This is a genomic window from Ancylobacter sp. (genome assembly GCF_965279025.1).
In the GTDB taxonomy this organism is placed as follows: domain Bacteria; phylum Pseudomonadota; class Alphaproteobacteria; order Rhizobiales; family Xanthobacteraceae; genus Ancylobacter.
In genome coordinates this window covers 2,965,603-2,978,938 of record NZ_OZ257132.1, presented here as the reverse complement: position 1 = coordinate 2,978,938, position 13,336 = coordinate 2,965,603, and the positions used below count along the sequence as shown (strand labels likewise).

The 13,336-nt window shown below is 70.4% G+C and carries 10 protein-coding genes; 1 reads left to right on the top strand and 9 read right to left on the bottom strand.

What is annotated here, in order from left to right; genetic code table 11:
• The first annotated feature begins 6 nt into the window (after nt 1–6).
• Complete coding sequence (locus tag ACQY76_RS13690; protein ID WP_428029285.1) at nt 7–1,122, top strand: NAD(P)/FAD-dependent oxidoreductase; 1,116 nt, start codon at nt 7–9, stop codon at nt 1,120–1,122.
• On the opposite strand, the gene ACQY76_RS13685 is transcribed toward ACQY76_RS13690, so the two are convergent.
• The 9 genes from ACQY76_RS13685 to ACQY76_RS13645 form a co-directional block, all read right to left on the bottom strand.
• Entirely contained in the window at nt 1,119–4,100 is a 2,982-nt protein-coding gene (locus ACQY76_RS13685; RefSeq protein ID WP_428029284.1) for a bifunctional [glutamine synthetase] adenylyltransferase/[glutamine synthetase]-adenylyl-L-tyrosine phosphorylase, read from the bottom strand. The two genes, ACQY76_RS13690 and ACQY76_RS13685, sit on opposite strands and share 4 nt — an antisense overlap.
• A 34-nt stretch (nt 4,101–4,134) precedes the next feature.
• Nucleotides 4,135–5,556 carry a sensor histidine kinase gene (locus ACQY76_RS13680; protein ID WP_428029283.1) on the bottom strand — a complete coding sequence of 474 codons (1,422 nt, stop codon included), beginning with the start codon at nt 5,554–5,556 and terminating at the stop codon, nt 4,135–4,137.
• Nucleotides 5,540–6,220 (bottom strand): winged helix-turn-helix domain-containing protein, encoded by a 681-nt coding sequence (locus tag ACQY76_RS13675; RefSeq protein WP_428033013.1) that lies wholly within the window; start codon nt 6,218–6,220, stop codon nt 5,540–5,542. The genes ACQY76_RS13680 and ACQY76_RS13675 overlap by 17 nt, the downstream gene beginning before the upstream one ends.
• Before the next feature lie 390 nt (nt 6,221–6,610).
• Nucleotides 6,611–8,188 carry a Do family serine endopeptidase gene (locus ACQY76_RS13670; protein ID WP_428029282.1) on the bottom strand — a complete coding sequence of 526 codons (1,578 nt, stop codon included), beginning with the start codon at nt 8,186–8,188 and terminating at the stop codon, nt 6,611–6,613.
• A 91-nt stretch (nt 8,189–8,279) separates the two neighbouring features.
• On the bottom strand, nt 8,280–8,783 hold the full coding sequence (locus ACQY76_RS13665) for a cytochrome c-type biogenesis protein (protein WP_428029281.1): 504 nt from the start codon (nt 8,781–8,783) through the stop codon (nt 8,280–8,282).
• Nucleotides 8,784–8,788: 5 nt separating this feature from the next.
• Complete coding sequence (locus ACQY76_RS13660; RefSeq protein WP_428029280.1) at nt 8,789–10,789, bottom strand: heme lyase CcmF/NrfE family subunit; 2,001 nt, start codon at nt 10,787–10,789, stop codon at nt 8,789–8,791.
• 220 nt (nt 10,790–11,009) lie between these two features.
• Complete coding sequence (gene ccmE / locus ACQY76_RS13655; protein ID WP_428029279.1) at nt 11,010–11,456, bottom strand: cytochrome c maturation protein CcmE; 447 nt, start codon at nt 11,454–11,456, stop codon at nt 11,010–11,012.
• A gap of 4 nt (nt 11,457–11,460) precedes the next feature.
• Nucleotides 11,461–12,588: a c-type cytochrome biogenesis protein CcmI gene (ccmI, locus tag ACQY76_RS13650; protein WP_428029278.1), complete on the bottom strand. Its 1,128-nt coding sequence runs from the start codon at nt 12,586–12,588 to the stop codon at nt 11,461–11,463.
• A 173-nt stretch (nt 12,589–12,761) separates the two neighbouring features.
• The gene (locus ACQY76_RS13645; RefSeq protein WP_428029277.1) at nt 12,762–13,229 is read right to left on the bottom strand and encodes a YMGG-like glycine zipper-containing protein; all 468 of its coding nucleotides are present in this window, start codon (nt 13,227–13,229) and stop codon (nt 12,762–12,764) included.
• Nucleotides 13,230–13,336 lie beyond the last annotated feature (107 nt).

The window sequence follows — 13,336 nt, the reverse complement described above, 5'->3', positions numbered from 1 at the left end:
CGCCGGATGAGCGCTCCCGAGGAGACGTCGGTCGACTGCGTCGTGGCCGGGGCCGGGGTCGTCGGCCTCGCCATCGCCCGCGCGCTGGCACGCGCCGGGCGTGACGTGCTGGTGCTTGAGGCGACCGGGCTCGTCGGATCGGACACCTCGGCCCGCAACAGCGAGGTCATCCATGCCGGCATCTATTACGCGCCCGGCACGCTGAAGGCCCGGCTCTGCGTCGAGGGCCGCACGGCGCTCTACGCCTATTGCGCCGATCACGGCATTGCGCACCGCCGCTCCGGCAAGCTCATCGTCGCCACCAGCCCGGCGGAGACTGACAGGCTGGCCGCCATCGACGCCCATGCCCGCGCCTGCGGCGTCGACGACCTTCAGCCGCTGACCGGCGCCGAGGCGTGGGCGCTGGAGCCGGCGCTGCATGCGCAGGCGGCGCTGCTCTCGCCCTCCACCGGCATCATCGACAGCCACGCGCTGATGCTGGCATTGCGCGGTGATCTGGAAGATGCCGGCGGCATGATCGCCTTCAACGCCCCCATCCTGCGCGGCGAAGTGACGGGCCGGGGCGTCGTCATCGATGTGGGCGGGGCGGAGCCGATGCGGCTGTGCTGCACCAGCCTCATCAATGCCGCCGGCCACGGCGCCGTGCCGCTGGCCCGCGCCATTGCCGGCATCCCCGCCGAGGCGATCCCGCCCGCCTATTTCTGCAAGGGCTCCTACTTCACCCTGTCCGGCCGGGCGCCTTTTTCCCGGCTGATCTACCCGGTGCCGGAACAGGCGGGCCTCGGCGTTCATCTGACACTCGATCTCGGCGGGCAGGCCCGCTTCGGGCCGGACACCGAGTGGATCGACACACCCGACTACACGGTCGACCCGGCGCGGGGCGAGGTGTTCTACGCCGCCATCCGCCGCTACTGGCCGGCCCTGCCCGACGGGGCGCTGCACCCGGCCTATGCCGGCATCAGGCCGAAGATCGTGCCGGCCGGCACGGCGGCGGCGGATTTCCGCATCGCTGGCCCCACCGAGCATGGCGTGCCGGGGCTGGTGCAGCTGTTCGGCATCGAATCCCCCGGCCTCACCGCCAGTCTGGCCATCGCCGGGCTGGTGACGGCCAAGCTGGGCTAGGCACGCTTCCGGCGGCGCTTTGGCTCGGCGCTCAGCAGCCGCTCGAAAGTGGCGCGCACCGCCCGCTGCGTCTCGAACAGATGCGCTTCCAGCGTCGAGAAGTCCGGCATCGCCCCTGCCCGCGCCAGCAGGCGGCGCAGCGCCGGGCTTGCTTCCGCCGGCTTGAAGGGCTCGGTGAGCGCGAGCCGCAGCACTTGGGTCAGGTCGTGCAGCAGCCGGCAGGCATCCGTCAGCAATTGCCCGTCCTGAACGTCGAGAATGCCGACACGCTGCGCCGCCTCCATCACCTTGAGCGTCGAGGTGTCGATGATGCGCGGCTCATGCGCCGCATGGGCGAGCACCAGGTACTGGGCGATGAACTCGATATCGACCAGCCCGCCGCGGGCATATTTGAGGTCCCACGGCGCGTCGTCGCCCTTCTCGTCGGCGATCGCGCCCCGCATGTCGACGATGTCGGCCGCGAGACGATGCGCGTCGCGCGGGCTCGCCAGCACGTCCCCGATAGCGTCCTCTACGCGCGCGCGAAAGCCGGGCGAGGCGGCGACCACGCGGGCGCGGGTCAGCGCCATGTGCTCCCAGGTCCAGGCTTCCTCGGCCTGATAGGTCTTGAAGCGCGGCAGGCTGGTCGCCACCGGCCCGGAGCGCCCGGAGGGACGCAGCCGCAGGTCCACCTCATAGAGCTGGCCGGCATTGGTGGGGGTGGTGAGCGCGCTGACGATGCGCTGGGTCAGCCGCGCGAAATACTGGCCGCCATAGAGCGGGCGCGGCCCGTCACTGTCGGGGGATTCCTCGTCGAAATCATAGAGCACGATGAGATCGAGATCGGAACCGGCCGTCATCTCCCGCCCGCCCAGCTTGCCCATGGCGAGCACCGCGATCTCCGCCCCCGGCAGCGTGCCGTGGGCCTCGCGGAAGCGGGCGACCACCGCCTCTTCCAGCGAGCGGATGATCACGTCGGCCAGCCGGGCGAAGGCCTCCCCGGCGCGGGCGGCGGGCAACGTGCCGGAGAGGATGCGTACGCTGATCAGCACATGGTGCTCCTGCCGGAAACGGCGGGCACGGTCGAGCCGGTCCTCCTCGTCGGTCGCCTGGGCGAGGTCGGCGGCGAGGCGGGCGGCCAGTTCCGGCTCGTCCGGCAGGGCGCCGAAGAAGGCGGGGTCGAGCAGCGCGTCGAGCAGCGAGGGGCGGTGCGCCAGCATCTCGCCGAGGCGCGGGGCCGTGCCGAGAATGGTCGCAAGCAGCCGCACGAGGTCGGGATTGTGCCGCAGCGCCGCCAGCAGCCGCTGCGCGGTCGGCATTTCGCGGAAGAAGCGGTCGGCCGCGTTCAGCCCGGCATCGGGGGCGCCGCCGCGCGCCAGCGCGTCCACCAGAAGCGGCACGATCGCCTCAAGCTCCTCGCGCATGCCGTCCGGCCGCAGCGCGCGGGGCTCGCCGGCGAGCCAGCCGCGCACGGTGGCGCTGGCGACCTTGGGGTCGGCATAGCCGAGCCGGTGCAGCGTCGCCAGCGTCTCGCGATCATCGGCCTTCAGCGGGAACTCCAGCCGCCCCTCGACCGCCGCGCGCGGCGGGGCGTCCTCGAACAGCTTGGAATAATGGTCCTGCACGCGGGTCAGGCGCTGGGTCAGCGCCTGCGCGAAGGTTTCGCGGTCGCCATAGCCCATGAAGCGGGCGAAGCCGGCCAGCGTCTCCTCGTCTTCCGGCAGGCTGTGGGTCTGCGCATCCGCCACCATCTGCAGCCGGTGCTCCACCCGCCGCAGGAAATGGTAGGCTTCGTCGAGCTGCTCGCGCGCGCCCTCGCCGATCCACCCGGTCTGCGCCAGCACGGCGAGCGCCTCCAGGGTGCGCGGCGTGCGCAGGCGCGGATCGCGCCCGCCAGCGATGAGCTGCTGGGTCTGGGCGAAGAACTCGATCTCGCGAATGCCCCCGCGCCCGAGCTTGACGTTGTGCCCCTCGACCGCGATCGCCTCATGGCCGCGAAAGGCGTGAATGTCCTGCTTCATCGCGTGGACATCGGAAACCGCGGCGTAATCCAGCGCCCGGCGCCAGACGAAGGGGGCAAGCTGCCTGAGGAAATCCTGGCCGAGGTCGAGATCCCCGGCGATGGGCCGCGCCTTGATGTAGGCCGCGCGCTCCCAGGTGGCGCCTTCGCGTTCGTAATAGGCGAGCGCCGCCTCCACCGAGAGCGCCGCCGGGGTCGAGGCCGGGTCCGGGCGCAGCCGCAGGTCGACGCGGGCGACATAGCCGTCCCCGGTGCGCTCCTGGATAAGCCGCACCAGCCGCTGCGTCATCCGCACGAAGAACGGCGCGGCTTCCACATCCTTGGCGAGCGGGGCGCGATCGGCATCGTAGAGCACGATCAGGTCGACATCGCTGGAATAGTTGAGTTCGCGTGCTCCGTGCTTGCCCATGGCGAGCACGGTGTAGCCGAGGCCCTCGACGCCGGTCTTGCGCAGCTTGCGCGCGCCGATGCCCTCGCGCACCAGAAACGCCACCGCCGCCGCTATCGCCGTATCGGCCGTCGCGGTGAGTTCGGCGGTGACGGTGACAAGATCGAACACCCCGCCCATATCGGCGAGCGCCACGGTGAGCGCCGTTTGCGCGCGCAGCCGCCGCAGCGCCGCCATCACCTCGGCCTCGTCGGAGGAGGCGTCCACCGCCGCCACCGTGTCGGCGCGCGCCTTCGCCAGCGCCTCAAGGGGCTCCGTCTCCAGCAGCGCCAGCAGCCGGGCGGGGTCGACACGGATGAGATCGGTCAGGAAGGGCGAATGCGCCACCACGGCCGCCAGGACGGCGCGGGCATCGTCATGCGTGGCGAGCAAGGTGTCGAGACGCACCCGCACGGGCTGCGAGGAAGAGGCGACGGCATCCTTCACGGCATCGGGAAGCACCTTTGGCACGGCAAACCCCGGCGCACGGCGAAGCCTTGCGATGAGGCGCCCCTCCCGCAACGTAACCGGCCCGTTCTTCCTTGCCGCCATGCCTTCGTCGCCCCCCTTGCGCCCCGTCCACCGTCTAATCCGCCATCACCTCGTCGGAAAGGTCGAGCGGCAGGTCGATAACGATCCGCAGCCCCGGATCGTTGCCCTCCAGCGACAGTGTGCCGCCGTGCAGCCGTACCACTGCGGCGACCAGCGACAAACCCAGCCCGAAGCCGGGACGCGTGCGGCTAGCCTCCAGCCGCACGAAACGCTCCAGCACGCGCGGGCGGTCCGCCTCGGCAATGCCGGGGCCGCGATCGGCAACGACGAGCCGCACGCGCTCGCCCTCGCGCCGGGCGGTGAGCGTTATGTCGCGACGCAGGTCGGGCGCGTCGCCGGGCATTTCCGGCGCGCTGTACTTGATGGCGTTGTCGATCAGGTTGGCCAGAGCCTGCCCGAACAGTTCGCGCACGCCGCGCATCGGCAGCGGCCCGGCGACCTCGGCGCGCAGGTCGAGCCCGCTCTCGTCGGCCACGGGCTCATAGAGTTCGGCGACCCCCGCGACCGTCTCGGCGAGGTCGAACCGCACCATGGAAGCGCTCGCCTGCCCGGCCTCGGCGCGGGCGATCATCAGCAGAGCGTCAAAGGTGCGGATCAGCCCGTCGGACTCCTCGATGGTGCGCTCGGTGGCGAGGCGCCATTCCTCTTCCGACTGCGCGGTGCGCAGCGCATCCTCGGCGCGATTGCGCAGCCGCGTGAGCGGGGTCTTCAGGTCGTGGGCGATGTTGTCCGACACCTCCTTCAGCCCCGCCATCAGCGCCTCGATACGGTCGAGCATGGCGTTGAGGCTGAGCGCGAGGCGGTCGAACTCGTCGCCGGTGCCCGACACGGGCAGCCGCCCGGAGAGGTCGCCGGCCATGATGCCGTCGGAGATCGCGGTCATCTGGTCGATGCGCTTGAGCACGCGCCGCGTGATGAACAGCCCGCCCGCCATGCCCAGCACGACGAGCAGCGCCAGCCCCCAGACGGCGGGGCCGATGATGATCTGGCGCAGTTCCTCGCGCTCGACCACGTCGCGGCCGATCAGCAGCCGGTATTCGCCGGGCAGGAACACCACATGGACGAGCGCCCGGCTTGGCGGGGCGGAAGAATCCTCCGAGCGCAGATAGTCGATCTCCCGCCAGCCCTGCTTGTCAAGGAAGTTCAGCGGCAGGTTCAGGACATTGCCGCCGAGCGCGTCGCCGTTGAAGCTGGTGATGAGCAGCAGCCCGGCATCCGGCGCGCGGGCGCGCCGGTTCACCAGTTGCACGAGCCGCGAAATGCCGCCGCGCTCGAACTGCGCCTGCATGAAGCGCGTGTCGTTCTCGATCGCCTCCACCGCCTGGCGCGTCACCAGCCGCTGGGTGTGCCAGCCGAGATAGGCGATGACCGATCCGGCGAAGATGGCGAAGACGAAGAGATAGGCCGCGAGCAGCTTGAACGCGGTGGTGCGGATGAGTTTACCGAGCGCCGTCACGAATGATGTACCCCGCGCCGCGCACCGTGTGGAGCAGCGGCGGATCGAAGCCCTTGTCGATCTTCGAGCGCAGCCGCGAGACGTGGACGTCGATCACGTTGGTCTGCGGGTCGAAATGATAGTCCCACACGTTCTCCAGCAGCATGGTGCGGGTCACCACCTGACCGGCGTGGCGCATGAGATATTCCAGCAGGCGGAACTCGCGCGGCTGCAGCACGATCTCCTGCCCGGCACGGGTGCAGCGATGCGCCAGACGGTCGAGGTCGAGATCGGCGACGCGGTACACCGTGTCCGCCGCCTGCGGACCGCCGCGTCGCGCCAGCGCCTCGACGCGGGCGAGCAATTCGGTGAAGGCATAGGGCTTGGGCAGATAATCGTCGCCGCCGGCCCGCAGGCCGGTCACGCGGTCATCCACCTGGCCGAGGGCGGAGAGGATGAGCGCCGGCGTCTTGTCGCCGCGCCCGCGCAGGTCGGCGATCACTGACAGGCCGTCGCGACGGGGCAGCATGCGGTCGACGATCAGCACGTCATAGCCGCCCTCGCGCGCCAGCATGAGGCCTTCCTCGCCATCCGAGGCGACGTCGACCACATGGCCGGCCTCGCGGAAAGCCTTGCGCAGATAGTCGGCGGCGTCGCGGTCGTCCTCGACGATGAGCAGGCGCATGGGAGACTCTTCGGCGATCTTTCGGGCAGCCCTGCGGATATCCGCGAGGTCGATGACCGGGCCATCATTGCCCCGCGCGGAACCGGAGGCGGCGGTGGGATTCGAATTCGTCTCCATGTACGTCATTTCGAGCCTCGCGCCTATCGTGCATCCGCCGGCGACAGCACCGGCCCACCCTTGAAATGGATGACGCGGGAAGCCCTTCCGGACTCCCCGCGCCACCGAACCGGCCGCAGCCCAAGGGGCGACGGAACGAGCCGCAGCCGGAACTCTCAGAGTGCGATCCGATCAGATTTCATCAATCTGTCCGGCAAATCGCCCTCTGCACGGGACGAGAGCGCCCGCGATCCGATCCGCTTGCCGGGCAGGCGGATCGGCGCGTGCTCTCGGTCAGCCGCGCTGGTCGCCCAGCGAGATGGCGACGAAGCGGGTGCCCTGCTCGGACTTCACGCGCATCAGCACGGCCTTGCGGTTGTCCTTCTTGGCGGTGGCGAGCCCGTCGCGAACTTCCGCAGGGGTCATCACCGGCTTGCCGCCGACGTCGAGAATGACGTCGCCCGCCTTCAGGCCGCGCTCGGCGGCCGGGCCGTTCGGATCGACCTCGGTGACGACGACGCCGATGTCACCGGCGCCGGCGACACCCTTGGCCGGAGCCAGCGAGAGGCCGAGGCGCGGAATGCCCTTGCCGTCCTTCTCGCCATTGTCCTCGGCGTCGGCCTTGGCCTTGTCGGCCGCCGCGACGTCGGTCGGCAGTTGCTCCAGCGTGACCGGAATGCTCATCGGCTTGCCGTCGCGCAGCACGCTGAGCTTCACGACCGTACCCGGCTTCTTGCGGGCGATCTCGCGCGACATCTCGCGGGAGTCCTTCACGGTGGCGCCGTCGATCTCCGTCACCACGTCGCCGGGCTTGAGGCCGGCCTTCTCGCCGGGCGTGCCGGGCTGCACCTGGGCGATCAGCGCGCCTTCCGAAGACTTCAGGTCCATCGCCTCGGCAACTTCGTCGCTGACCGGCTGGATCTGCACGCCGACATAGCCGCGCGCCACCTGCCCGCCGGCCTTCAGGGCGTCAACCACTTCGGAGACGGTCTCGGAGGGAATGGCGAAGGCGATGCCGACATTGCCGCCCGAGGGGGAGACGATGGCGGTGTTGACGCCGATCACTTCGCCGTCGAGACCGAAGGTCGGGCCGCCGGAATTGCCGCGGTTGATCGGGGCGTCGATCTGCAGGAAGTCGTCATAGGGGCCCGAGCCGATGTCGCGGCCACGGGCCGAGACGATGCCCGCCGTGACGGTGCCGCCGAGACCAAACGGGTTGCCGACCGCAACCACCCAGTCGCCGACGCGCGGCGCCTTGGCGGCGAGCTTCACCCACGGGAAGTCGGACTTGCCTTCGACCTTCAGCAGCGCCACGTCGGTGCGCGGATCGGTGCCGATCACCTTGGCGGTGTAGCTCTTGCCGTCGGTCGTGGTGACATCCACCTCGGACGCGCCGTCGACGACATGGTTGTTGGTGACAACGTAACCGTCATTGGAGATGAAGAAGCCGGAACCCTGTCCGACCACATTGCGATGGCCGGGGCCGGGGCCGCGACGCGGGCCCATGTCGGGGCCGCCGGGGCCACCCGGGCCGAAGCCGAAGCGGCGCATGAAGCGCTCGATCTGCGGGGGCACGTTCTGGCCACCCATGCCTTCCTCGTCGTTCGAGGCGACCTCGTCCTCGTCCTTCTTCACCTTCACGCTGACGACGGCGGGGGAGACCTTCTCGACGATGTCGGCAAAGGAGAACGTGCCGGCCGGCTGGTTCGTGGAGAGCTGCGCCTGGGCGGGGGAGATCATCTCCGGCAGCACGAACGCGCCGACGGTGCCGCCGGCGAGGGCCAGGGTGAAGACGCCGGCGAGCAGCCGGGAACGGCTCTTGCGCAGCGTGGAGGAAGGGGTGCGGGTCGGAAGGGGCGCGGTGCGCGACATAGATCGTTCCTCGTTCGACAGTGACTCTCCCCACCGGGAGCGTTGAACGAGAACGTAGAGGCCGTCGCCTTAACGCAGTCTGGCGGCGGCGTTAAACTTTCGTAACGTCGGCCGGCTTGTCCGCAGACGCGATGTCGGCCAGCGCCGTCCTCAGGCGCGCCTCCTCGTCCGGGGAAAGCGGCGCGGTCGCCGCCACAGGCTGTGCGGCACGGCGGCGATAGGCAATGAACAGGCCGATGCCGCCAAAGACCAGCACGGCAAAGGGCGCCAGCCACAGGATGGCGTTCGCTCCATGCCAGGTCGGGCGCAGCAGCACGAACTCGCCATAGCGCGCCACGAGATAGTCCAGCACCTCGCCGTTGCTGTCGCCGTCCTTGATGCGCTCGCGCACCAGCAGGCGCAGGTCGCGCGCCAGCGGCGCGTCGGAATCGTCGATGGACTGGTTCTGGCAGACCATGCAGCGCAGCTCTTTGGAGAGCTCGCGTGCCCGCGCCTCCTGCGCCGCGTCCGGCAGCACCTCGTCCGGCTGCACGGCGGCGGCGGGAGTGACGGCGAGCGTCAGCGCCAGCAGCAGAAAGGCGAGGCCCGCGCGCATTACCCTCACTCCGCCGGCACCGGCGACGCCGGAACAGGCTTGACCTTCGGCTTCTTCGCCGGCTTCGGCGCGCCGACGCGCAGGCGCCGGTCGCTGAGCGAGAGCGCGCCGCCGAGTGCCATGATGATCGAGCCGATCCAGATCAGCGTGACGAACGGCTTCCAATAGGCGCGCACGCCCACGCCGCCGCCGGGCAGTTCGTCGCCGAGGCTGACATAGAGCTGGCTGAACCACAGGGTGCGGATGCCCGATTCGGTGGTCGGCATGTTGCGGGCGGTGAACAGGCGCTTGGCCGATTCGATGGTGCCGAGGTCGACGCCGCCGTGTCGGATCGAGAACACCCCGACGAGGTCGCGATAATTCGGCCCGTTGCGCGGCTCCAGCCGGTCGAGCGTGAGTTCATAGCCCCCCACCTCGAAGCTGCCGCCGACCTTCACGCCGGCGATGCGCTCGGCGTTCCAGCTGGTCTCGGCGATGATGCCGAACAGGCAGACGCCAACGCCGGCATGGGCCAGCGCCCCGCCGAACACCGAGCGCGGCAGGCCGCGCAGGCGGGCGAAGGCGGTCGCCATCGGCACCCGGCCGAAGCCGGCGCGCTCGGTCACTTCCGCCACCGCGCCGATCACCACGAAGGCGGCGAGCCCCATGCCGAACGGCGCCAGCACCGGTCCGCCGCCCTGCGCATAGGCGGCCAGCGCGGCGATAACGATGGCCGCGCCGAAGGCCGCCATCAGCCGCTGTGCCGCGCCCGCCAGGTCGCCGCGCTTCCAGGCCAGCAGCGGCCCGAACGGCATGGCAAACGCCACCGGCAGCATCAGCGCACCGACGGTCAGGTTGAAATAGGGCGGACCGACGGTGATCTTGGCGCCGTTATAGGCCTCCAGCGCCAGCGGGTAGAGCGTGCCGACCAGCACGGCGGCGGCGGCGGCAGTGAGCAGCAAATTGTTCAGTACCAGCGCGCCCTCGCGCGACACCGGGGCAAAGATGCCGCCCTGCCGCAGCATCGGCGCGCGCAGCGCATAGAGCGCCAGCGAGCCGCCGATGAAGAAAACCAGGATGGCAAGGATGAACACGCCGCGCGAGGGATCGGTGGCGAAAGCATGCACCGAGGTCAGCACGCCCGAGCGGACGAGGAAGGTGCCGAGCAGCGACAGCGAGAAGGCGAGGATCGCGAGCAGCACCGTCCACACCTTCAGCGCGTCGCGCTTTTCCATCACCACGGCGGAGTGGATCAGCGCCGTGCCGGCAAACCACGGCATCAGCGAGGCGTTCTCCACCGGGTCCCAGAACCACCAGCCACCCCAGCCGAGTTCGTAATAGGCCCAGTAGGAACCCATGGCGATGCCGAGCGTCAGGAACGCCCAGGCGGTGAGCGCCCAGGGCCGCACCCAGCGCGCCCAGGCGGCGTCGATCCGCCCTTCGATCAGCGCGGCAACGGCGAAGGCGAAGGTGATGGAGAAGCCGACATAGCCGAGATAGAGCAGCGGCGGATGAATGGCGAGGCCGATATCCTGCAGGATCGGGTTCAGGTCCTGCCCCTCGGCCGGGGGCGGGATGACCCGGGTGAACGGGTTCGAGGTGAGCAGGATGAACAGCAGGAACGCCACCGCCACCGAGCCCTGCACGCCGAGCACATTGGCCTTCAGCCGTGCCGGCAGGTTGGCCCCGAACAGCGCCACCAGCGCCGCGAAGATCGCCAGCACCAGCACCCACAGCAGCATGGAACCCTCATGGTTCCCCCATGTGCCGGTGATGCGGTAGAGCAGCGGCTTGGCCGAGTGCGAGTTCTCGACCACGTTCAGCACCGAGAAATCGGACTGCACATAGGCGACGACCAGCGTCGCGAAGGACAGGCCGACAAAGCCGGCGAGCACCAGCGCCAGCGCCGAGCCGACCTTCATCAGCGCCGCATCCCCGGTGCGCGCCCCCCAGATGGGGATCACCGTCATCAAAAGGGCGACGGCGAGCGAGAGCACCAGCGCGTAATGGCCGATTTCCGGGTTCATGGGCGGGATTCCCAACAAGCATCCTTCAAGGCCGCTGCGCGGCGCCTCAGGATGACGGCGTGGCCGAAGGGCGCGCAACCGGAAGAAACGTCGTCCCGGACGGCCGCAAGGCCGAGCCGGGATCGCGTGACGTCGACGCCCTTCAGAACTGCACTCGAACCCGGCGCGCGGCTGCGCCGCGTCCGGGATGACGATGCGGGGACTTGGGGCAAGGTCCCCCTCACGGCGTCGCCTCCCCTTCCTTCCAGACGCCCTGCTTCTTCAGCGCGTCGGCGACTTCCTTGGGCATGTAGGTTTCGTCATGCTTGGCCAGCACGCTGTCGGCGGTGAAGCTGCCATCGGGTGCCACCACCCCCTCGGCGATCACCCCCTGCCCCTCGCGGAACAGGTCGGGCAGCAGGCCGGCATAGCTTACGCCCATATCCGCCCCGCCATCGGTGACGACGAAGCGCACATGGGTGCCGTCGGTGTGCAGCACGCTGCCGTCCTTGACCAACCCGCCCAGCCGCACCCGCGTGCCCGGCGCGGTGCCCTCGCGGGCGATCTCGCTGGGCGTGCGGAAGAACACGATCGTGTCGTTGAGCGCGAACAGCACCAGCCCGGCCGCGATGCCGAGCACGCCGAGCGCGCAGGAGATGACGAGAAGGCGGCGGCGCTTGCGGGTCATGGGCTCAGCTCCCGAGGCCGAGTTCGCGGGCCAGCGCGTCGATGCGGCCGAGCGCGGCCGTGTCGCCTGCGAAATGCGTGCGCGCCTGGGCAGCGGCGGTCTTCGCCTTGTCGCCCTCGCCGAGCACGTTCCAGGCCTGCATCAGGCGCAACCAGCCGTCGATGTCGTCGCCCTGCTCCGCCAGCCGGGCCTCCAGCCGCTCCACCATGCCACGGATCATCTGCTGGCGCTGCTCGGCGGAAAGCGCCTCGGCGGCCGCGACATCGCCGGCTCCCGGCCCGGCGGCGGCCGGCGGCGGCATTGGCGCGCCGACACGGGCAAGGGCATCGCCCAGCAGCCCGCGCCAGGGCGCATCGGCCGGCGTCTCGGCCGCCAGCGCGGTCCAGAGCGTGGCGGCCTGCGCCTTCTGTCCGTCCTGCTCGGCGGCGAGACCAAGAAAATACTGCGCCTTAGGGTCCTTGGGATCGACGGCGAGCGCGGCCTCGAAGGCCGCCTTCGATTCCGCCGTCACCACGCCGCCGGCCTGCGCCATCAGCGCCTCGCCGAGCCCGGTCTGGCGCGGGGCACTGGGGCCGAGCAGGCGGATGGCGTTCGCCCAGGCCCGCGCCGCGTCGTCGAAGCGGCCGCTGCGGGCATAGATGGGCGCCACCACCTCATAGCCGCGCCCGTCATTCGGGTTGGCTTCGAGATGGGTCTCCACCTTGCGGATGAGGATGGCGATGTCGGAGGGGTTTGGCTGCGCCTCCAGCCTCTGCGCCAGCGGCTGCGGCGGATAGAGCGGCGAGCCGAGCGAGAGATACAGGCCGCCCGCCAGCACGGGAATGCCGACCAGCGCGATCACCGCCACCAGGCGCCGGCGCCGGTCGCCGCCCGACGCGGCACCTTCCCGTTCGATCTCTCCCGAGGCGCGCAGGATGCGGCGGGCGACCTCGGTACGTGCCGCCTCGCCCTCGCTCGCCGCGATGAGGCCGGAGGCCCGGTCCCGCTCGATCTCTTCCAGCTGGTCGCGATAGACGGCAAGGTCGGCCGCGGCTCCGCTGGCCGCCGCGCGGGAGGCGCCGGAGCGCAACGGCCAGAGCACCGCCAGAATGGCGGCCCCCGTCATCAGCGAGAAGGCGATCCACAGCAACATTAGTCTTCCTCTAATGCGCTGGGTTACCCGGTCCCGGCCCTGTCGCCAATCCGTAACAGCCTCGGTCCGATCGCCGCAGGCTCACAGTCGCGCGACCGGGCGGGTGCAACGGCGCCGCTTTGCCGGGCAAGCCGCCCGGCGCTGCGTCACCCCGCCACGGGCGCGTGCGGGCGTCAGCCGGCCACCGGCGACCAGGTGCCGTCCGGGTTGCGGCAGGCGGTGCCGCGCGCTGTCTGCGGCTGGCCGTCGACATAGATGGTGTGCGTGAATTCGCGGCAACGGGGCGAACCGCCGCGCGCATAGGCGGGGCCTGGAACGATGGTGCCGTAATTGCCGCTGTCGCCGCGCCAGCTCACCGGCGCGCCGGGGTTGCCATATTCCAGCGCCTGCATTTCCGCATCGCGCGCCCGCTGGCGGTCGGCCTGGTCGAGCGCGTTGCCGATGGTGCCGCCGATCAGGCCGCCCACCGCTGCGCCCACCAGCGTGCTGGCCGTGCTGCGCCCTGCCACCTGGCCGATGATGCCGCCCGCCACCGCGCCGATTGCCGCCCCGCCGACGGTGTTCGGGTTCTCCTGCGCGGTGCTGCAGCCCGCGAGGGCGCCGGCGACAAGGCCCACGGCCACGAATTGGTAAGCGCGCATGAATTCCATTCTCCAACTTCGCCAAGGCAGGTGCTGCTGCGCACGCGACGCACCGCGCGCGAACATGGCTCGCACCAAGAAAGAGGAATAGGGCGAAAGCGCGGCCC

What these genes read in the sequence shown, in the direction of transcription:
- ACQY76_RS13690 (WP_428029285.1), top strand. Translation starts at nt 7, where the DNA reads ATGAGCGCTCCCGAGGAGACGTCGGTCGACTGCGTCGTGGCCGGGGCC.
- ACQY76_RS13685 (WP_428029284.1), bottom strand. Translation starts at nt 4,100, where the DNA reads ATGGCGGCAAGGAAGAACGGGCCGGTTACGTTGCGGGAGGGGCGCCTC.
- ACQY76_RS13675 (WP_428033013.1), bottom strand. Translation starts at nt 6,220, where the DNA reads ATGCGCCTGCTCATCGTCGAGGACGACCGCGACGCCGCCGACTATCTG.
- ACQY76_RS13670 (WP_428029282.1), bottom strand. Translation starts at nt 8,188, where the DNA reads ATGTCGCGCACCGCGCCCCTTCCGACCCGCACCCCTTCCTCCACGCTG.
- ACQY76_RS13665 (WP_428029281.1), bottom strand. Translation starts at nt 8,783, where the DNA reads ATGCGCGCGGGCCTCGCCTTTCTGCTGCTGGCGCTGACGCTCGCCGTC.
- ACQY76_RS13660 (WP_428029280.1), bottom strand. Translation starts at nt 10,789, where the DNA reads ATGAACCCGGAAATCGGCCATTACGCGCTGGTGCTCTCGCTCGCCGTC.
- ccmE (WP_428029279.1), bottom strand. Translation starts at nt 11,456, where the DNA reads ATGACCCGCAAGCGCCGCCGCCTTCTCGTCATCTCCTGCGCGCTCGGC.
- ccmI (WP_428029278.1), bottom strand. Translation starts at nt 12,588, where the DNA reads ATGTTGCTGTGGATCGCCTTCTCGCTGATGACGGGGGCCGCCATTCTG.
- ACQY76_RS13645 (WP_428029277.1), bottom strand. Translation starts at nt 13,229, where the DNA reads ATGCGCGCTTACCAATTCGTGGCCGTGGGCCTTGTCGCCGGCGCCCTC.